This is a genomic window from Pseudoalteromonas prydzensis (genome assembly GCF_011050055.1).
In the GTDB taxonomy this organism is placed as follows: domain Bacteria; phylum Pseudomonadota; class Gammaproteobacteria; order Enterobacterales; family Alteromonadaceae; genus Pseudoalteromonas; species Pseudoalteromonas prydzensis_A.
In genome coordinates, this window is the sequence record NZ_DRGM01000038.1 from 1 (window position 1) to 20,499 (window position 20,499).

General features: G+C 40.8%; 21 protein-coding genes and 1 tRNA gene. 14 read left to right on the forward strand and 8 right to left on the reverse strand.

Features of this window, described 5'->3' with window-relative positions; genetic code table 11:
- Positions 1-182: 182 nt before the first annotated feature.
- A tRNA-Gly gene (locus ENH88_RS03400) sits at positions 183-258 on the forward strand.
- A 325-nt stretch (positions 259-583) separates the two neighbouring features.
- Here the strand turns inward: ENH88_RS03400 and ENH88_RS03405 are convergent.
- From ENH88_RS03405 to ENH88_RS03415, 3 genes are all read right to left on the reverse strand, one after another.
- Positions 584-1,009, reverse strand: coding sequence for a secondary thiamine-phosphate synthase enzyme YjbQ (locus ENH88_RS03405; protein ID WP_304179436.1), 426 nt, complete (start codon positions 1,007-1,009; stop codon positions 584-586).
- Positions 1,006-1,473 (reverse strand): chemotaxis protein CheX, encoded by a 468-nt coding sequence (locus ENH88_RS03410; protein ID WP_064665387.1) that lies wholly within the window; start codon positions 1,471-1,473, stop codon positions 1,006-1,008. Before ENH88_RS03410 ends, ENH88_RS03405 begins: the two co-directional genes overlap by 4 nt.
- Positions 1,474-1,552: 79 nt before the next feature.
- On the reverse strand, positions 1,553-1,987 hold the full coding sequence (locus ENH88_RS03415; RefSeq protein WP_304179440.1) for a transcriptional repressor: 435 nt from the start codon (positions 1,985-1,987) through the stop codon (positions 1,553-1,555).
- A gap of 95 nt (positions 1,988-2,082) precedes the next feature.
- Between ENH88_RS03415 and ENH88_RS03420 the strand changes: the two genes are divergently transcribed.
- The 9 genes from ENH88_RS03420 (at position 2,083) to ENH88_RS03460 (ending at position 8,215) form a co-directional block, all read left to right on the forward strand.
- Complete coding sequence (locus tag ENH88_RS03420; RefSeq protein WP_304179442.1) at positions 2,083-2,706, forward strand: MarC family protein; 624 nt, start codon at positions 2,083-2,085, stop codon at positions 2,704-2,706.
- Positions 2,707-2,811: 105 nt separating this feature from the next.
- A complete protein-coding gene (locus tag ENH88_RS03425) occupies positions 2,812-3,279 on the forward strand; it encodes a hypothetical protein (RefSeq protein ID WP_304179444.1) in 468 nt (155 codons plus the stop codon).
- Positions 3,280-3,420: 141 nt separating this feature from the next.
- Complete coding sequence (gene dusA, locus ENH88_RS03430) at positions 3,421-4,380, forward strand: tRNA dihydrouridine(20/20a) synthase DusA (protein ID WP_304179446.1); 960 nt, start codon at positions 3,421-3,423, stop codon at positions 4,378-4,380.
- 237 nt (positions 4,381-4,617) lie between these two features.
- Positions 4,618-5,286, forward strand: coding sequence for a PspA/IM30 family protein (locus ENH88_RS03435; RefSeq protein ID WP_304179448.1), 669 nt, complete (start codon positions 4,618-4,620; stop codon positions 5,284-5,286).
- Between the two features lie 11 nt (positions 5,287-5,297).
- Positions 5,298-5,501 (forward strand): PspC domain-containing protein, encoded by a 204-nt coding sequence (locus tag ENH88_RS03440; RefSeq protein ID WP_304179450.1) that lies wholly within the window; start codon positions 5,298-5,300, stop codon positions 5,499-5,501.
- Positions 5,502-5,510: 9 nt separating this feature from the next.
- Positions 5,511-5,834 carry a hypothetical protein gene (locus ENH88_RS03445; RefSeq protein WP_304179452.1) on the forward strand — a complete coding sequence of 108 codons (324 nt, stop codon included), beginning with the start codon at positions 5,511-5,513 and terminating at the stop codon, positions 5,832-5,834.
- 102 nt (positions 5,835-5,936) lie between these two features.
- On the forward strand, positions 5,937-6,455 hold the full coding sequence (locus ENH88_RS03450) for a copper chaperone PCu(A)C (RefSeq protein ID WP_064665395.1): 519 nt from the start codon (positions 5,937-5,939) through the stop codon (positions 6,453-6,455).
- A gap of 8 nt (positions 6,456-6,463) precedes the next feature.
- Positions 6,464-7,450, forward strand: coding sequence for a DUF2333 family protein (locus ENH88_RS03455; RefSeq protein WP_304179458.1), 987 nt, complete (start codon positions 6,464-6,466; stop codon positions 7,448-7,450).
- Positions 7,451-7,453: 3 nt separating this feature from the next.
- Positions 7,454-8,215 carry a TIGR04219 family outer membrane beta-barrel protein gene (locus ENH88_RS03460; RefSeq protein ID WP_064665397.1) on the forward strand — a complete coding sequence of 254 codons (762 nt, stop codon included), beginning with the start codon at positions 7,454-7,456 and terminating at the stop codon, positions 8,213-8,215.
- 24 nt (positions 8,216-8,239) lie between these two features.
- Here ENH88_RS03460 and ENH88_RS03465 read toward each other — a convergent pair whose 3' ends face one another.
- Together ENH88_RS03465 and ENH88_RS03470 are read right to left on the reverse strand one after the other, a co-directional pair.
- Positions 8,240-9,127 carry a TIGR03899 family protein gene (locus tag ENH88_RS03465; protein WP_304179460.1) on the reverse strand — a complete coding sequence of 296 codons (888 nt, stop codon included), beginning with the start codon at positions 9,125-9,127 and terminating at the stop codon, positions 8,240-8,242.
- The gene (locus tag ENH88_RS03470) at positions 9,096-9,599 is read right to left on the reverse strand and encodes an SRPBCC family protein (protein ID WP_414704782.1); all 504 of its coding nucleotides are present in this window, start codon (positions 9,597-9,599) and stop codon (positions 9,096-9,098) included. The genes ENH88_RS03465 and ENH88_RS03470 overlap by 32 nt, the downstream gene beginning before the upstream one ends.
- 268 nt (positions 9,600-9,867) lie before the next feature.
- Between ENH88_RS03470 and ENH88_RS03475 the strand changes: the two genes are divergently transcribed.
- Both ENH88_RS03475 and ENH88_RS03480 read left to right on the forward strand, forming a co-directional pair.
- A complete protein-coding gene (locus tag ENH88_RS03475) occupies positions 9,868-12,063 on the forward strand; it encodes a bifunctional diguanylate cyclase/phosphodiesterase (RefSeq protein WP_304179462.1) in 2,196 nt (731 codons plus the stop codon).
- A gap of 106 nt (positions 12,064-12,169) precedes the next feature.
- A complete protein-coding gene (locus ENH88_RS03480) occupies positions 12,170-14,344 on the forward strand; it encodes a YgiQ family radical SAM protein (RefSeq protein ID WP_304179464.1) in 2,175 nt (724 codons plus the stop codon).
- A gap of 106 nt (positions 14,345-14,450) precedes the next feature.
- Here the strand turns inward: ENH88_RS03480 and ENH88_RS03485 are convergent, their stop codons facing one another.
- From ENH88_RS03485 to coaBC, 3 genes are all read right to left on the reverse strand, one after another.
- On the reverse strand, positions 14,451-17,222 hold the full coding sequence (locus ENH88_RS03485) for a S9 family peptidase (RefSeq protein ID WP_304179467.1): 2,772 nt from the start codon (positions 17,220-17,222) through the stop codon (positions 14,451-14,453).
- 143 nt (positions 17,223-17,365) lie between these two features.
- Positions 17,366-17,953 carry a nucleoid occlusion factor SlmA gene (gene slmA / locus ENH88_RS03490; RefSeq protein WP_192542381.1) on the reverse strand — a complete coding sequence of 196 codons (588 nt, stop codon included), beginning with the start codon at positions 17,951-17,953 and terminating at the stop codon, positions 17,366-17,368.
- A 115-nt stretch (positions 17,954-18,068) separates the two neighbouring features.
- Positions 18,069-19,286: a bifunctional phosphopantothenoylcysteine decarboxylase/phosphopantothenate--cysteine ligase CoaBC gene (gene coaBC / locus ENH88_RS03495; protein ID WP_414704783.1), complete on the reverse strand. Its 1,218-nt coding sequence runs from the start codon at positions 19,284-19,286 to the stop codon at positions 18,069-18,071.
- 155 nt (positions 19,287-19,441) lie between these two features.
- Here coaBC and radC point away from each other — a divergent pair, with 155 nt between their 5' ends.
- On the forward strand, positions 19,442-20,116 hold the full coding sequence (radC, locus tag ENH88_RS03500; RefSeq protein ID WP_304179471.1) for a RadC family protein: 675 nt from the start codon (positions 19,442-19,444) through the stop codon (positions 20,114-20,116).
- 276 nt (positions 20,117-20,392) lie between these two features.
- Positions 20,393-20,499: 50S ribosomal protein L28 (gene rpmB / locus ENH88_RS03505; protein WP_304179475.1), on the forward strand; the 107-nt coding region annotated here is incomplete at its 3' end.

The following is a 20,499-nucleotide window of genomic DNA, read 5'->3' on the forward strand; positions in this document are numbered from 1 at the left end:
ACCTAGAACCTAGAACCTAGAACCTAGAACCTAGAACCTAGAACCTAGAACCTAGAACCTAGAACCTAGAACCTAGAACCTAGAACCTAGAACCTAGATATTATGCGGCACTAGCTCAGTTGCCAGAACGTTTACCGCGACTCGTCGCGCACCAACGGACAAATTACTGACTACTTTTAAATGCGGCACTAGCTCAGTTGGTAGAGCGCGACCTTGCCAAGGTCGAGGTCACGAGTTCGAGCCTCGTGTGCCGCTCCAATCTTTATAAAACATCAAAAATAAAAAAATATGCCAAGGTCGAACTAAGTCATAAGCAGTTCGAGCCTCGTGTGCCGCTCCAATCTTCATCAAACATCAAAAAAATATACCAAGGTCGAACTAAGTCATAAGCAGTTCAAGCCTAGTGTGAAGCTCTAATCTCTTTAAGTGATCTATTCAAAATAAACATTCATACCAAGCTTATTTACAGCAGCTATTACTAAATAACATTCTAAAATTATTTAGTACTTCAATTTAAATGACTACCTTTACTGAATCAGCAGTTGTAATATGTTTTTCCTGATAGCTGATAGCTGATAGCTTTTTAAACTTGCCCTTGTAGCGTTGCAACAATACGTCTTGCGCCACCATGGTCACGATGTTCGCCTAAATAGATACCTTGCCATGTACCAAGCTGTAAACGCCCTTGGTTAATTGGAATGGTGAGTTCACAACCTAAGGTGCTGGACTTAATGTGCGCAGGCATATCATCATCGCCCTCGTAATCATGACGATAATAAGGCTGACATTCTGGCACAAATTTGTTGAAGTGACTTTCCATATCCATACGTACAGTAGGATCGGCATTTTCGTTGATGGTTAAGCTTGCAGATGTGTGTTGAATAAAGAGATGTAATAAGCCAATTTGGTAATCGGCTATTTCGGGTAATTGGGTGATTATTTCATTGTCAATAATGTGAAAGCCTCTTGAACGAGGCTTTAACTGAATAGTTTTTTGCAACCAGCTCATATTTTATCGAAACTAACTTCGATATTGGCATTACCTGCATCAGAGGTGAATGGGATCAATATTTTTGCCCCTTCACTTTTATGAGTAATGGTATGACCGTGACCTGAGACAACTATGGGTGTTGCCATATCAAAATCATAGCCTTTTTCGCCTAATAAATTTTTTGCGCCGCCGGTAACCATATTGGTAATTTCACCCACCATATCAGTTACTTCTTCATTGATTGAATCAGGGCGTTCACCAAGCATTCTTTCCATTATAGTCAGTGCTAGGCTCTCATCAAAGGTGATCGAAAATGAGCCTTTAGTTTGCGGTCCTACCATGCCAATTAATCCAGAAACGTCGCCGCAGGCAACTTCATCTTTTTTTATTTTCGGCTTTCCCGGCTTTAATTCGGTTTGCGCCATTGTGCTGAGCACATTCAACAAAGATGATAAAAAAGGATTGATGAACTCTACATTCATTGTTGTTTATCCCTCGAATTTAGCAGTTTTACTGCAATTTACATTAAAGTGTAGTGACTTATTTTAGCTCTGCACTTAATTATTCTTTACAACTACCACATCTACCGTGGGCTTCAATAGTCTGTCCAGATACGATAAATCCACTTTCAGCAGCAAGACTGTTAAGCTCATGCGAAATGACACTGGAATGTAGTTCTTTGACAAAACCACAGCTGTCGCATATTAAAAGTTGCACCGGATGAATATGATCAAAATGATGACACAGCATAAATGCGTTAGTGCTTTCAATTTTGTGGATAAAGCCAAGTTCGGCTAAAAAGTCTAAGGCACGATAAATGGTGGCTGGTTTTGCCCCTGATTCAGTCAGTTTTAGTTGCTCTAATAAATCATAAGCACCCACACCGCCTTGAGCACTCGCTAATAGGCGAAATACTTTTTCACGGATTGGTGTAAATCGCGCACCGCGATTATCACACACTTGCTTGGCTTTACTAACGAGTGATTCTATATTCATCTTCATCTTATCCTTACGCTACCCGTGATATACTAACATATTGTATTGTAGTTGCAGCGTTTTTATTCAACAGTTTTATTCTAGGATGTCTAGTAATGAATGAGCTATTAGCGATATTTATCTTCTTTTTTGCGGTTATTGATCCAATTGGTACCGTACCTGTTTTTATTGCAGTTACGCGTGGCCATGATGAAAAGTTTAAGCGTAAAGTTATTTTTAAAGCCGTGGCTGTTTCAGCTTTGGTGTTGTTATTTTTTGTAGTTGCGGGTGAGTTGTTACTTAACGCAATTAATATCCCATTATCTGCGTTTCAGATTGCCGGCGGTATCGTTTTATTATTATTCGCATTATCGATGATTTTTGGCGAAAGTAAGCCAGAATCAGAAATTAAAAGTTTGCCTAATAGCACTGAAACGGCCATTTTTCCTTTAGCTATACCTTCTATCGCAAGCCCTGGTGCCATGCTTGGCGCTGTTTTGATGACTCGAAACACAGAATACACCTGGGTTGAGCAATTAATCACATCCTCTATGATGATTGCTGTGCTTGGCGTGGTATTAGTCTTATTACTGTTAGCAACCCATGTACATAAATTAATTGGTGATAGTGGGGCTAGTATCATTAGTCGGATCATGGGACTAATATTATCATCAGTGGCCGTTACTAATATATTAGGCGGAATTGCGCATTACTTTGGCTTAGCTGTTGCTCCACTTTAATAAGTAGTAAATGGGATTAAATATATTTCACTGATTTAATTATTGAAATATCGTTAAGTGTTATCTAGTTTTACACTATAGTTTTTTTTAATTTAAGGAATAGAAATGAAGCTTAAAAGTATTGTTTTATCTGCGTTGATCCTGTTTGGAGCCGTAGCTTGCGTAGAACCTAGTTACGATAACGACAAAGTAAGAGTTGTTGAAGTTACAGAGCATGACTTTGAGTTAAATGGACAAAGTGCAGTAACTATATTTGTTGGTGAGAAGAACACACCTAAATTTAGTTTTACCATTTTAAAAAGTGATTTGAAAAAAGGCACTCTGCTGCAATCAACCTCCAACAGTGAACCAAATCTAGCCGTTAGTGCTAGTGTTGGCTCTGAGTATTATACTCAGTCAGCAGACTTTGCTACGTCAGCGTCAGTGCAGATTGTAGAGTTAGACAAAACTAACAAAATTGCAAAAATAGCTGTCGGGGCTAAATTAGTTAATCCTAAAATTAAAAATTACACTGAACTTGCAGTTACCGTTGTTGAAGTTAGCGGTGTTAACTATGATTACTTAGTTAAATAATCTTCATTGAGCCATTTACAACGCTTGTTCGGGGGTTGTGACTGGCTTAATGCTTATCATTGAAGCAGCCCAGCTATTTGTGTAAAATGCAGCGCTTTTACGTAGCTAATACTAGCGACTAATAAACCTGAGGATTTTACTTTGAATAGACGTTTTTCCGTGGCACCCATGCTCGATTGGACAGATCGCCATTGCCGTACTTTTCATCGTAAAATGACTAAGCATGCGGTGCTTTATACCGAAATGGTGACAACAGGGGCCATTTTATTTGGCCGCGGAGATTACCTACATTTTAACCAGCATGAAAATCCCGTTGCTTTGCAATTAGGCGGCTCTGATCCTGATGCACTCGCAAAGTGTGCAAAACTTGCGGCTGAGCGTGGTTACGATGAAGTGAACCTCAATGTTGGTTGCCCATCTGATCGCGTACAGAATGGCCGTTTTGGTGCCTGTTTAATGGCGGAACCACAATTGGTAGCTGAATGTGTGGCTGCCATGAAAGCCGAAGTTAATATCCCGATTACGGTAAAAACACGTATTGGCATTGATGAGCAAGATTCATATGAGTTTTTATGTGCGCTGATCGAAGCGAGCCATAAGGTTGGCTGTGACGATTTTATTATTCATGCTCGTAAAGCTTGGCTCAGTGGCTTAAGCCCGAAAGAAAATCGCGAAGTGCCACCGCTTGATTACCCAAGAGTGTATCAATTAAAAAAAGATTACCCACAACTTGAGCTGAGCTTAAATGGTGGCGTTAAAACAATTGCTGATAGTCTCGCACATTTAGCGCATATCGATGGCGTGATGATAGGTCGTGAAGCTTACAGTAACCCGTTTATTTTAAGCGAAGTTGACGAAAAAATTTATGGTGATAGTCCATTTACACTTTCTCGTCATGAGGTAGTGCGCGCTATGTATGATTACATTGAAGATGAAATGCGCCAAGGTGCCAATTTTTGGCATATTGCACGGCATATGTTGGGAATTTTTCAAGGTCAACCAGGTGCACGCGGCTATAGACGTCATCTTTCAGAAAACGGCCATGGCAAACAGGCCGATTTATCGGTGATGGATAAAGCGTTAAGTTTTGTGCCTGAATAAACATATCATTTAAATATGAAAAGCCACTTTTTAGTGGCTTTTTTTGAACCTAAATAATGGTTAAAAAAGCATTTTTTTAGTCAAATTAACTTATCTACATTCATTTTAAAGTCAGCTTAATTTTTGTTTTTTAATCTTATCCTTTTGTTTTTTATTGTTTAAATTTTTATTTTCGTTACTTGGCACAAGTCTTGGAATCTCTTTGTTGTAATCACCCATAATCAACAGGAGAAAATCATGGGCTTAATTAATCGCGTTAATGATCTAATTCAATCAAACCTCGTTGCGGTATTAGATAAAGCAGAAGATCCAGAAAAACTACTTAACTTATTAATTCACGAAATGCAGCAAGCATTAGATGAATGCCGCACTACAGCTGCGACTATTCTCTGTGAAGAAAAAGCATTACAGCGCCAGCAAGCTGATAAAAAAGCGTCGATAGCGCAATGGCAAACAAAAGCTGAGCTTGCAGTAAGTAAAGGGCGTGATGATTTAGCGTGCGCAGCCTTGAAAGAAAAGCAACGTGTCGTAAGTGATTTGGCTGCGATTACACCAGAGCTAGTTAAATTGTCTGATTCATTAGCTAAGTTACGTGATGACGCACAGCGTTTGCAAGACAAACTTAGTGCGGCTAAAGCTAAGCAGCAAAGCCTAGCGCAGATTCACCATGTATTGAATGCACGGGTGCGTGTTAATCAACAATTGAATAGCGATAAAGTCGCGCACGCACTTTCTCGCTTTGATGTCATTGAGCGACGCGTGGAATCAATAGAAGCGCAGGTTGAGGCTTATGATGTAACAGCGAAGCAGCATTCAACTGCAGAGCAAATAGACGCATTAGTAAAAGATGAAGCGTTAGAGAATGAGCTTGCAGAGCTTAAAGCTAAATTGAAACAGACCGCCTAGGAGTAATGACAATGAACACGTATAACCATACTCGTTGGAGTAAAGATCCGTTAAATAAAAAAATATCGGGTGTATGTAGTGGCTTAGCGCGCCGGTTCGATTTTCCTATCTGGGCGACTAGGCTTGCAACGATTGTACTTTTTATCCAGTTTCCTGTCTTTATCGGTGCAGGTTACTTAATTGCTCATTGTTGTTTAGACAATAAAGCGTACTAGGGAAGAGCCATGAAAATTATTGCGTTTTGCTTATTGGTAGTGTTGTGCATAGCATTTAATCCATTTGAGGTGGTGCGATTTGATTCATGGCAATTACCTCTATGGATTGCAGACCTAAGTTGGGTTGGCATTGAATTATTTGGTGCATTAGTGGCGGTGATCGTGGTTATAGCGGTAATAGCACTGGTCAGCATTGGCGTGCTTGGAGCGGGTCTTATTGTTGGGGTTGGTGTGATGTTAGCCTTGCTTTTTGGCTCTTTAATGATTGCTTGGCCATTATTACTGATCGTTTGCTTATGCTGGCTTGTTACTGATAATCATAAAGTGGCTTAATTTGAGCCACTGAAATTACCTTCGATATTAATTTAGCTGACTATTTTTTCGCAAATATGCTAAATTTAGCACTTAAAGTGATTAAATATAACAAGGATCGAAATGTCGTTTAAGTCATTACTTACTATGCTCACGCCTGCTATTTTAGCTATGGGTCTTTATTCTTCTGCGTTATTAGCTCATGCAGATCACCAACATGATACGGTTAACGAAATTGTTGTTAACAATGCTCAAATAAGAGACTTTCTACCGGGGAGTAAATCCAGCGCTGGTTACTTAACACTGGTAAACCACGGCGACACAGCTATCGAACTAACCAAGGTAACGGTTGAGAGCTTAGGGCGTGTTGAGATCCATGAACATCAGCATGTTAATGGCATGATGAAAATGCAAAAAGTAGATACGCTACAGATCAAGGCTCATCAACAACTCGATTTTAAGCCAGGTGGTTATCACTTAATGGTATTTGAGCCAAAAGAGCCATTAAAAATAGGGCAAGAACTTAAACTCACGCTATATTTTAGCAATGGCGATCGGGTGTTTACTCAAGCTTCGGTGGTTTCATTAGAAAGCCAAATAGCAGAAGCACCACAATCTCAGCAGCATCATACACATCACTAGGAGGTTAAATGTCACAACATAAAGGGAAGATTATTACAGGGCTACTATTAGTCTTTGTTATTTTTTATGCCATATCTGTTTATTGGAGTATTGAACCTAGCCGCGTAAATGTGATCAATCAAGCGAAACAGGATGCACAAATTCGCGGAGAAAAATTCGTTACCGGTTATACAACCACGTCAGCATTAATCAACGTTGCGACTACCTTATTAAATAAACCCGGAGGTTATTTATCTAACGATATGATGCCGCCAAGCGTGTTGATGGACAATATGCCTGCATGGGAATATGGTGCACTTGAAATGACCCGCGATTTGGCGCTATCAATGCGTAAAGATTTTAGCCGTTCACAGTCACAGTCAACTGAACACGAAGCGTTAAAAAAGGCGCAACCGCAATTTAATATCAGCTCAGAAGCATGGGCGTGGCCTAGTGCAGAAAGTGAATATCAAAAAGGTATCGATTATTTAATTGTTTACCGTACGCAAATAGCCGATCAAAACGACCGCGAGAGTCAGTTTTATGCACGTGCTGATAATTTGCGTGGGTGGTTAAAAGAAGCTGAAAAACGCTTAGGTAGTTTAAGTCAGCGCTTAAGTGCCAGTGTTGGTCAAGAGCGTTTAAATACAGATTTAGCTGGTGATAAGGAAGCGCACCAAGCCACCTATGCACCATTACAAAACCAAGTGAAAACCTCTTGGTGGGAAATTGATGATGTTTTTTATGAATCACGTGGCGCAACTTGGGCTTTATTACATTTTTTGCAAGCGGTAGAATATGATTTTGCAGATGTATTAGAGAAAAAGAATGCGCGAGTAAGCTTACAGCAAATTATACGTGAGCTTGAGGCCACGCAAGAAACTGTATGGAGCCCAATTATTCTAAATGGTAATGGCTTTGGTTTTGTTGCGAATCATTCATTAGTAATGGCAAATTATATCTCAAGAGCCAACGCGGCTCTTATTGAACTTAGCGAACTTTTAGCGCAAGGATAAAACATGAAAAAGTACTGTTTAGCTGCCGCCCTTTCGATGGCATGTTTAGCCCCAGCGGCACACGCTGACACTTTATTAGGCTTATATATTGGTGTTGATGGCTGGCAATCTGATAACTCAGGTAGTTTTGCTGATCGAGGCGAAATGCAAAATTTTAATTTTGAAGATGAAACTTTTACTAGCTACTACGCGGCCCTTGAGCATCCAATTCCTCTTGTACCAAATATTAAATTAAAGTACACCGAGCTTGAACTAAATGGCTCAACCTTGTTAGATGAAAGCTTTGTATTTGGTGATACAACGTTTACTACCAATACGCCTGCAACTACGATCACTGACTTATCTCATGTTGATTATATTCTTTACTATGAAATTTTCGATAATGACTTAGTGTCTATCGATTTAGGGGTTAATGCAAAGCAGTTTGATGGCGATATTATCGTAAGTGGTACTTCAAATGGCTTAGCAACGACAGAGACAGTTGATTTTTCAGGCCTTGTGCCGCTAGTTTATGGCCGCGCTGAAGTGGGCTTACCGTTAACGGGTTTAAGCGTATTTTTTGAAGGCAGCTTATTAGCGATTGATGATAGCAAAGTGCAAGACTACCAAGCGGGTATTGCATGGGCTTTACTTGATAACTTAGCAATTGATTTAGATATCAAAGCGGGCTACCGTCAAATGACACTTGAACTTGACGATATTGATGATTTATACACTGATATCGATGCATCCGGTCCATTTGCAGGCGTACAAATTCACTTCTAATTTGTTTGCTTTTACGTGGCACAGCTATTTAATTGTGTGCCACGTTACTTCAAACTCTTCCTCAAGCGCACTGCTTAATAATTGCTTATAGGCCTTATTTATGGGCGTGTTGATTAATTTTCGTAATTCATCACCTGTTTGCGTAAATTTATAATAACTCAGTACTAAATCGTTACTTTTTGGCTTAAGTGCGACCCGTTGGGTTAAAAATGTTAGGTTTATTTCTTGGCCAGCTTTAAGCGCCGCAGATTCAATTTCTTTACGGTAGATCAGGCCAATATCCATCAAGGTTAATACATCTGGAAAACTGAGCCCGGCTTTACCTAAATTGAACGACACTTTGTTGCCTTTGCGAAGCAAATCAAATAATGAGGGTTTTTTATAAAAGCCTAATAAAATTAAATGACTGTGATCTTTTTCATTATAACCACAGATTGCCGTACACTTTTGCAGAGCATCGGCTTCGCGCTGGGTCATTTGTTTTAGCGTTTGTAAGCTTTTAATTGAAAATGTGCCGGGGGATACGGTTTCTCCGGTTAAAATTTTTGCCCACAGTTTTTGCATTGATTCATTAGAGGTGTCTTCACACAGTGCGATAAAGCGCTCAACCCAATCACTGTCTGGTTGGCCATTACTGGTTACGTCAGGACAAAAATCCATTGCCATGGCCATAATTGCTTCAATATTTTGCTGTTGTTTTACTAGTAGTAATTGTTGGCGATGTTGCGCTCTAGCGAGTGTTGAGTTATCACTATTTACTTGATAGGGCAATTTGCTTTGTCCTTGTGGACCATAGCTATCGTCACTGGCAGCGGTAAGACGAGTTGAGCGGATTTTACTCATAGAGTAACCGAGCTTAGCTTCAATAATATGAGCGAGGTTAATCTTGGCTTGGGCTGTTTGAATCGTCATCAACTTTCTCGCTCTGGGGTATTGTTTGTAGTTGTGCAGTTGTTTTTAAGTTATTAAGTCCAAGTCTTAGGGTGTTTTGTAAAATATATTGACTAAAAAGCGCTAAATAACCGCCAAGAATGGGAGTAGTAACCTCACCGTATAATGTACATGTCACTAAGTTGTCACTCGCTTGTGGTGAAAAAACAACCTCGCCGGCAACAATATGCTCTTCATTAAATAAAATATTAAAATCAATTTTAGCGTGGCTTATATTGGTAATGGTCATTTCACCAAACCCCCAGCTACTTTGCCAAAACTGGTGTGCACCAACGCCAGAGCTTGGCTCTCCAAGGGTGAAAACAATACTCGGATCTACTTTTTGCCACGGTGACCAGCTGGGCCATTTTGTAAAGTCACTGAGCAAGGGAGTTATGTTTGTTTGCGGAGCATGTATTGTAATGCTTTTTTGAACTTGGTATTGCTGCGGCAATAGCAGCCCAATTACTAAAAGAATCAAAGTAATAAGAAAAATAAATTTAGTAACTCTGGGTAAAATCTTAATGGCTATTCCTTAGATGATAAATTCCACTGTTGCACAACGAGGCATTGAATATCGACTATAATCTGTCAATCAAGCTTCATTAATTATCAACATTAGTACTGTATCATAAGCTAAATAGTGATAACTTATTAGTCAAGAGTTGAATTGTCTTAATATTAAATGATGGCGCGTAATATTTGAATTTAAAGGATTTGGAATGACGTCAGAACACAATGATTTTTTGTTTTTCAATCATGAAGAAGAGCTTGATGCTGAAGTTGTGCCTGCGGGTTATTGGGACATTTTAATTGTTGATGACGATCCTGAAATTCACACAGTAACAGAACTCGCCTTATCAGGTGTTGAGTTTTGGGGTAAAACACTGCGCTTTCATCATGCTTATTCTGGCGTTGAGGCTGTTGAGGTATTAGCTAACACTAATAATGTGTCGGTATTACTGTTAGATGTGGTCATGGAATCTGATGATGCAGGCCTAAAAGTCGTTAAAGAAGTGCGCGATACGTTGCAAAACCATAATGTGCGTATCATTTTACGTACTGGCCAACCCGGTTACGCCCCTGAAGAAAAAGTTATTCGCGAATATGATATTAACGATTATAAAACTAAAACCGAACTCACCCGCAGTAAGTTAGTAACCTCGTTAGTTACAGCTATTCGCTCATACGAGCAAGTTTGCCAACTTGAATACCAAAGCAAAGCGTTAAATAATATCTTATTAGCCTCAAAAGCTATTTTAGGTTTTACCGATATTAAAGCATTCACTATGGCAGTGATTAAGCAACTCTCGGTGATTTTAGATTGTGCACCCAGAGGTGTAGTGTGTGGCAGCTTAGGTGACAATAACCAAGTTCAAGTGTTAGGTGGGTGCGCGGAGTTTAGTGCTTTTATCGGTCAAGGTGTTGAGCAGCTAGATGATGGACGAATTATTCTCCAAGTGCAAAATTGCTTTGCATTTGGCGAGCATCAACACACCGAGCACGACACTACGTTTTTATTGAAAAGTAAAAACCGCCAAGCCGCTATTTACTTAGAATATGTTAGTCAACCAAGTTTAACACAGCTGCAATTTGCTGAAATATTCTTAACCAATGTCAGTGTGGGATTAGATAATGTTAGGCTTTTTAATAAACTCAGAGATGCCGCCTATAAAGATGTGTTAACAGGTCTTGCCAATAGGACTGATTTTATTCAACAGGTTGAAAAGTATCATCGGTTAAATAGTAATGAGTATGTATTTATTCTAATTGATGTTGCACACTTTTCAGATATCAATAATGGCTTAGGTCAAGAAGTGGGTAACCACTTACTTATTGCAATTGTTGAACGACTCAAGCAAGAATACCCAAGTGCTAAATTACTGTCACGGATTGGTGCGGATGTATTTGGTTTTTTAATTGAGCGCGCTGGCTTTGATTTAAACGAGTTAAATGAAAATTTAAGCCTGCCGTTTGCTGCAGCAGAGCATTTGCTACCAGTTAATTTTAAAATTGGTTTGTGTGAACAACAGGACTTTCAAGCCACTGGTATTGAAACACTTAAGCTTGCCTATATCGCACTGAATCACGCTAAAAAAGGTAATCAGGGTAATACGGTTTGCTACACTCCTGATATGGAAGAGCAAATGGCTTGGCGATTAGGCATTATTCGTCAGCTTCGCCAGGATTTTGAAAATAATAAATTGGAAGTATGGTATCAACCGCAGTTGGCGTTTAGTGATTTGTCGTTAAAAGGCTGCGAAGCATTACTGCGTTGGCCTTCGGGTAATGGTAATTATATTTCCCCCGCGATTTTTGTACCACTTGCTGAAGATGCCGGGCTAATTGTGGAGATTGGTCAATGGGTATTGGAGCAGGCTTGCCAGCAGCAAAAGCGTCTTGAAGCTCAAGGTGTTGAAATTTGTATTGCGGTGAATGTGTCGGTGCCGCAATTTAAAGTGAAAGGCTACGCACAACAAGTCAAAGATACTTTGCGAAAATATCAGGTGACCCCAAAAAATATTGAGTTAGAAGTCACCGAAAGTGTGGTGATGGATGAGCTTTCGATGGTTATTGAAACACTGCAAGATCTAAAAGAGTTTGGTATTGAAGTGGCGATAGATGATTTTGGTACTGGTTTTTCATCACTCAGTTATTTGCAAAAGTTACCGTTGGATAGGTTGAAGATAGATCGTGCATTTGTTAAAGACTTACCCGCAAAAGACAGCGGTGCAATTGCTAAGCTGGTTATAGCGCTTGGCGCGCAGCTCGGATTAAAAACCATTGCTGAAGGCGTTGAAACACAAGCGCAAGCCGATTTTCTTAAACAATTAGGTTGCGATGAAGTGCAAGGGTTTATGTACGCTAAACCAATGCCAGAAGTTGAGCTTATTCAGTATATTGAAAGTAAAAAATAATACGATTGTTGCAATCTGTTGGCTGCCTGCGTAAATAGCTAATATCGCTTGAAGATTAATTCGGGTATACTTTGCGACCTTTTTTAAAGCAATTGGTTACTTTTTTATGAGCGCACTTAAAGCCAAGCGAGCGTTATTCTCATACCCTAAATATTGGGCTGAGTGTTACGGCACCGCGCCATTTTTACCAACGACACGCGAAGAGATGGATGCCCTTGGCTGGGATAGCTGCGATATAATCATAATTAGTGGCGATGCGTATGTTGACCATCCTAGTTTTGGTATGGCAGTAATAGGCCGCGTACTTGAAGCACAAGGCTTTCGAGTCGGTATTATTGCACAGCCTGATTGGCAATCAAAAGATGCCTTTATGGCACTTGGCAAGCCCAATTTATTCTTTGGTGTTACCGCTGGTAACATGGACTCGATGATCAACCGTTATACGGCTGAAAAGCGTATGCGCCATGATGATGCCTACACCCCAGGTAATATCGGCGGTAAACGCCCAGATCGCGCGGTGATGATTTATTCACAAAAATGCCGCGAAGCCTATAAAGGCGTGCCAATTGTGATAGGTGGTATTGAAGCCAGCCTACGCCGAATTGCCCATTATGATTATTGGCAAGAAAAAGTTCGCCGCAGTATCTTATTTGATGCCAAAGCCGATATTCTTATCTACGGTAATGCTGAGCGTCCACTTGTTGAAGTCGCGCATCGTATTGCTGGTGGTGAGACGATGGATACCATTCAGGATATTCGCGGTACGGCGGTTATTCGTAAAGAGCCATTACCTGGCTGGCGTGGCAGTGATTCCACAGCAATCGATAAAATTGGCAAAATAGACCCAATTCCTAATCCGTACGGTGCCGATGACGTAGGTTGTGGCAAAAGCGAATTTAAAAAAGCGGGTATTGATTTACAAGCCGAAGCCGCTAAACCAATTACTATTCAACCAGCGCGTCCTAAACCGTGGGAAAAAACCTACGTTAAGCTGCCTGCGTTTGAACAAGTCAGTGTTAACAAGCCACTGTATGCCCATGCATCACGTATTTTACATCAAGAAACCAATCCTGGTTGTGCGCGTGCGTTATTCCAGCGTCACGGCGATCGCTCTATTTGGGTGAACCCACCTGCGTATCCGCTTGAAACTCATGAAATGGATGCGGTGTTTGGATTGCCTTATCAGCGTGTTCCGCATCCAAGTTATGGTACTGCAAAAATTCCCGCTTACGACATGATCAAAACCTCAGTTAATATTATGCGAGGTTGTTTTGGGGGCTGTAGTTTCTGTTCAATCACTGAGCATGAAGGGCGGATCATTCAAAGCCGTTCACAAGAATCGATTATTGAAGAAATTGAACAAATTCGTGACAAAGTGCCTGGATTTACAGGGGTTATTTCAGACCTTGGGGGGCCAACAGCAAACATGTACAAACTGCGCTGTAAGAGCAAAAAAGCCGAAAGTACCTGCCGACGTTTATCGTGTGTGTATCCAGATATTTGTAAGCATATGGATACCGACCATACGCCAACAATCGAGTTATATAAAAAGGCCCGTGAAGTTAAAGGGGTGAAAAAAATCCTAATAGCTTCAGGCGTACGTTACGATTTAGCGGTACAAGATCCTCGTTACGTCAAAGAACTGGTAACCCATCATGTGGGTGGTTATTTAAAGATTGCGCCTGAGCATACCGAAGACGGGCCATTATCGAAAATGATGAAACCAGGCATGGGCGCATATGATCAGTTTAAAGAGCTTTTTGATAAATACTCAAAAGAAGCGGGGAAAAAGCAGTACCTGATCCCGTATTTTATTTCTGCGCATCCTGGCACTAAAGACGAAGACATGGTGAACATGGCGTTGTGGTTAAAGTCGAACGATTTTAAACTAGATCAAGTGCAAAATTTTTATCCGTCACCAATGGCTAATGCCACCACGATTTATCACACTGGGATGAACTCGCTGCGTAATATTAAAAATAATACCGAGCAAGTACCGGTGCCTAAAGGCGCGCGTCAACGTCGTTTACATAAAGCGATATTGCGTTATCACGATCCTGCAGGCTGGCCGATGATCCGTGAAGCACTGCGCAGTATGGGTAAAGCAAAGTTGATTGGTAAAGGGCCTAACTGTTTAGTGCCAGAAGAAACCCGTGACGAAAAATCGCTTAAAGCCGGTAAGGGTGGGCGTCCAGCGCTTAGCCGTCACACCGGCTTTAGCCAGTTTAAAAAAGCCAATACCAAGCCTAAGGTTGGCGGTAATCGTCAGCAGGCTAGGTAACCTGTAGGAAATGGCTTTAGCCATGAGTTTATGGCATAGCCCTTCGGTACTAAAGCACCACCTACAAGATTGAGTTATCTTGTAGGTGGTGCTTTAGTCATGAAAGTTACTCTTCAATAAACGCTTCACCTTCGGTCATCCATTTCGCGGCTGGTTTGCCTTTTAAGTAGTGATCAAAGTACTGCATCATCCGAATGGAAAAATCCACTTGGTTAGGGAATTTTTTTAAGTGGTGTGGTTCACCTTCATACTGCAAGAATGTGGCATCTTTACCGGCACGGCGCAGCGCTAAATAATACTGCACACCTTCGTGCCATGGCACAGCGTCATCTTTATCACCAAACATAATTAAGATTGGTGTATTGACTTTATCGGCAAAAAATACCGGTGAGTTTTCGATGTAAAGCTCCGGCGCTTCAAATAAAGTTTTACCGATACGGCTTTGCCCAGTTTCATATTGGAACTGACGCGCTAGCCCTGATTTTAAACGAATACCGCTATAGGCGCTGGTCATGTTTGACACTGGCGCACCCGATACCACGGCTTTAAACATATCGGTCTGAGTGATCATAAAGGCACTTTGATAACCCGCCCATGAATGCCCTTGTAAGCCAATTTTATCAGGGTCGGCAATCCCTAAATCAATCAGCTTTTGGGTGGCGTTGATCATGGTTTGCGTTGATGATTTACCTGGATGACCTATTTCAAAACGAATATCAGGTAAGAAAATCGCATAGCCGTTTGAGGTAAACATTGGGAAGTTAGGGCGGTGATTTAATTCCATCGCAGGGAAATCAAACATGCGCTGGCTCATATAGCGGTAGAAATACACAACTACCGGCACTTTATCGCCTTTTTTATAGCTCGCAGGTTTAATTAACACCCCTTGTAAGTCTTCCCCATCAAAGCCTTTATAGCTAATAAGTTCAGGCTGTTGGCCCCAGGCAAAATCATTCACTTGTGGGTTTAAGTTAGTAACGCGTTGTGGCTTATTAAAGCTAAAGTCGCTTTGATAAAAATCAGGGAATTGCTGATACGTTTGCTCGGTAAATAAATATTTGTCGGCATGTTTGGCTTTTTTCACTACATCAAAGCGTTTTTTACCGCTTAATACTTTGCTGACAGAGTTATCTACAAGGTTAAGTTTTGCGATTTCAGTTTGCTTTTGCTGTAAGTTTGTCGCGCTAAGTAGCAAAATTTCATCTTGTTTAAAGCCAACTTGCTCTTCATCAAGTTTGATAACTCGATATTGCGTGTTGTTTTCTTTGCCTTGTGTAAGGCGTGTGGCTTTAAGGTTGTTAACGTCAAACGCCCAGATATCGTATTTGCTATACACCAAGACTTGACTGCTATCAGCTAACCAACCTGCAACACCATAACCTGGTTGAGCTGATGGGTAATCGTGTTGATCATCGGCGAACGTTGCTTGAATTGCTTTTGTTAGGGTGCTTACTTTATTGCTACCTAAATCTTTAAGTTGCACTTGGCTATTTTCAAAGTAAGTAGCGTATTGTCCACTGGGTGATAGGCTAGGTTTAAATGGGTAGTCACTGATAATTGCTTTGCGCTCACCATTTTGAACATTCACAGCATAATAGTCGGCAAAAAAACCACCGTACATTACGCGCTCTAAATAAGGTAAATCGGAGGAACCAAGTAATGCCGTGCGATTGGTATTCAGTGCCACGCTCGGCATATCAACCGTACTTAGTTGTGCGACTTGTTTGCCATTAAGGTGGTAAACCGCCTGATAATGACGATTTTTATTGTTCTCGTTCCATTGTTGTTCTTCGCGGGGTTTTATTTCAGCATCGTTGTTATGCCAAACATTAAGGCCCTTTTGTGCGCGTATCGTATCGTAGTCAAATAGCGAGGCTTGATCTGTGTATTTCTTTTCTGTAATTTTTGCTGCTAACTTAGGGTGATTTTCAAAGTACAAGCGCTCACCGTCTTCAGACCAGCGTAGTTTTGCCGTTTTACCGATAGTCCAATCTTTTTTAGGGGAAACTATATCTGTGAGCTGTTCGTTTTGCCACAGTTTTAGCTGGTGATCGCGACGGCGCATATCGTCATTTACATAATTGCCGAGTGTGAATGCGGCAATATTCTTAGTTGGATGCCAGGCTATTTTATTTGCTACAACGCCTGGCTCATCAATTAATACACTCGTAGCCAAGCTATTATTTAATGTAATTAACGCAACTTGGTTATCGTTACCGTCAGGGTAGCTTTGGCTGATAAGCAGCTCGCTGCCAGATGCATTAATAGCGTAACTAAACACGCTATTTATTGTATCAGTTGTTTTATCTTTTAAATTTACAACAACTAAGTCAAATGCTTTGTCTTTTTTGTCTGGTTTGATTTCACTGGCTTTATCTGCACTTTTAGCGTCATCGATGTCGTCACTATCAGCGTCTTTAGCCGTTTTTTTATCTAAACGATAAGCTAACCAGTTACCGTCATCAGCGAGTTGATAGTCTTTAACGTTCTCAAAAACCTGTTGTTCGCCAGTGATGGTATTAACCAAAACCAGATTGTTTTTTAAGCTGTCTTGCTTTTTTGTGGTTTCTTTTTCAAGCAAAGTAGGGACTTGGGTAAAGGCGACCCAGTTGGCTGCTTTATTGATTGTAGGTTGAGTGCCGCGCTCAATTTCGGCGAGTAATTTATTATTGTTTAAAGTATAAACTTGGCCTGTTGCATCGCCGCGATATGGGGTGGCACTAAAGCTGAGTATTTCACCGTTTTCAGATAATTGTGTTGTTTTAGCGGTTTTAAAACCGAATACATTGTTAAATTGTAGCGCATCTTTTGCGTGGGTGGCTGCGCTACTTAGGCTTGCAACGAGGGCAATGCTTAGTAGGGAAAGTTGGGCTTTCATTCTTGATTCTCTTGTTGTTTCATCACCCCCATCATAACGGGTTTGTTAAACAATTCGAGTAGAAACGATAAGCGGTCGAAAATCACGGTTGAACGAATAAAAAAACCTTGCGAGGAAATTCGCAAGGTTGCTTATTTTAGGAGCTAAAGCCAAATCTTCTGTAGCTCTAGCCATTGTTTTTCAAATTGCGCGCTAGGCTTAGCTTTAAAGTCACTGCGTACGAATTGATTCATTTTGCCTTCGATATAGGCAAGTAAAAAGTTGGCTATAGTTAGCTCATCACTTTGAAAGGTTTTGCCTTCGCGCAGTTTTCGTTCACGTAGTACTTGTTTTAGCTGAGTTTCAAGCTTTTCAAACAAACCTTGTACACGCTCACGTAACCGTTCTTGCTCACCTTGCAGTGCGTCACCGGTTAAAATGCGGGTGATACCGGGGTTTTTTTCAGCGAAGGCCAACAGTAACAATAAAATATTATAGACACGGCTTTGCGTCTCTTTTTCATTTTCAAGAATTAAGTTAATACGCGAAAGTAACGTGTCTTCAATAAACTCAATTAAGCCTTCAAACATCCGTGCTTTACTCGGAAAATGACGATATAGAGCTGCTTCAGATACACCTACTTCAGCAGCTAGTTTTGCTGTTGTGATACGTTGACCTGGGCTGGTTTCTAACATCTGTGCGAGTGCTTGTAGTATTTGCTCTTTGCGATTACTTCTTTTTGTCGCAGGCATGAACATTCCTTTCTTTTATAATAATTTACTTAGCTTTTGTGGTTGAATACCACTCACTTTTTGAACAAGCGATTAAGGCTATGTTAATGTTTTATTCAGCTTCTTGCCAGCCTTTTTACAACCGTTTCGCAAGCTCTGTCATTACACTCAGTGCTAATGCGCTTTTGGTATCGATAGTTAATTCTTTTTGCTCATTGTGCCAGAATAATGTTAAAGCATTATGATCTGAATTAAAGCCAAGGCCACTTTGTGATACGTCATTAGCACAGATCATATCTAAGTTTTTATTGGTCAATTTTCCTTTTGCATAACTTGCAACATTTTGCGTTTCAGCAGCAAAACCCACGGTATAAGGGCGGCCATCCGTTAGGTTGGCAACGGCAGCAATCACATCAGGATTTTTCACTAATGTAACAGTCAGTTCGTCTCCTTGTTTTTTCATTTTTTGCTCGGCAACCGCAGCTGCGCGATAATCGGCAACCGCCGCACAGCCAATAAATGCGTCTGATTGAGGGGCAAAAATAAGCGCTTGTTCAAGTAATTGTTCAGCACTTTCTATTTTAATCAGGTTAGCACCAGCCGGTGCGGCGATTGTCACTGGGCCTGAAATTAAATTAACCTTAGCACCTAATAGTAAGGCTGCGTGTGTTAATGCATAGCCCATTTTTCCTGAGCTGTGATTCGATATAAAGCGCACTGGATCGAGCGCTTCACGGGTCGGACCTGCGGTGATTGTAATGGTTTTACCTGCCAGTATTTGTGGCTGCGCAGGCTGTGTGCATAAACTAACAAGTTCATGGGGTTCAAGCATGCGTCCTGCACCTATATCACCACAGGCCTGCTCACCTTTGCCTGGCCCCCAAATTGCAATGCCGCGCTGTTCTAAAGTCATAAGATTCGCTTGCGTGGCTGGGTGGGCATACATTTGTTGATTCATCGCTGGCGCTACGGCTACTTTTGCGGGGGTTGCCAGCAATAAAGTGGTGAGTAAATCGTCGGCAATGCCAGCGGCCATTTTAGCAATGATATTACTGGTAGCTGGTGCAACTAAAATTAAATCAGCCCATTTTGCGAATTCAATATGGCCCATTGCGGCTTCAGCAGAGGGATCGAGCAAAGAGTCTGACACTATTTCACCACTGACTGCTTGCATGGTAAGTGGTGTGATAAAGTGTTTGGCTGATTCGGTCATGACGACTTTGACATCACAACCATGATCTTTTAAACGCCTAACTAGTTCGGCACATTTGTAAGCGGCAATACCACCGCTGATCCCCAGTACAATTTTTTTATTTGCTCGTGCTGTCGGTAAATTGGTCATTAACTTTGTCATACTCTGCTGAAACTCTTTGTCGATATGTGCTAACGATAGCAAATCTTTGTGCTATGGACGAAGGTTTAATAGGGAATTTTATTACTAGTTAAACAGGCGAAAATTTTTTTTTGCATTACAGTTAAATCATAATACTACTTTTCAGGGACGAAATAATGCAACTTACCTCTTTACCCAGTAATCAACGGCCACGTGAAAAGTTATTAGCCAAAGGGGCTAAGTCGTTAAGTGATGCCGAGTTATTGGCTATTTTTTTACGAACGGGTTTACCTGGTATGAATGTAGTGGAGTTGGCACAACATTTAATGACACAAAATCAAACCCTGCATAACTTATTTAATGCCTCAATCGAAGATTTTTGCGCACAAAAAGGCCTGGGGACTGCGAAGTTTGTGCAATTACAGGCTGTGCTGGAGTTGAGTCGTCGCTATATGATGGAGCAGTGTCAGCGCGAAGCGGTATTTAATTCACCACAATCGGTGTATGACTATTTAACGCTTGAGCTGCGTGGCTTACAGCAAGAAATCTTTATGGTGTTGTATTTAGATAGTCAGAACAGATTAATTAAAGAAGAAACGCTTTTTTATGGCACAATTAACGCCGCATCTGTTTACCCAAGAGAAGTTGTCAAAGCGGCCTTAAAAAATAACGCAGCAGCGCTGATTTTGGCTCATAATCATCCATCCGGTATTGCCGAACCTAGCCAAGCTGACAAATTAATTACCACTAAATTGCAGCAAGCTTTGCAATTAGTCGATATAAATATTTTGGATCACATCATTGTTGGGGGAGATAATTGCGTTTCCTTCGCAGAACGAGGCTTGATTTAAGTGCATTCAAATCACTAAGCGTGTTAAAAATGAGCGGTTTAGTACTTATTTGCAAATTAGTTTAATTTAAATGCAGTTTTTACTTTCCCTAAGGGCATTCGATCTTTATAATTAGCCGCTATCAAATTTACACATGAGCTGATTGGATTAGATCAATCACTTGATCTTTGCCTGTATAAGCTGTATAAAGAGCGCCCTTCGATTTATCCCTGGGGCACAAAGTACATAGCCTAGGGGAAAATTAAGCTCGAGCGAAGTTATTGGAGATATATAGACATGTCTAAAGTATGTCAAGTTACAGGTAAGCGTCCTGCGGTTGGTAATCACCGTTCACACGCGAGAAACGCGACTAGACGTCGTTTCCTACCTAACCTACAAACACA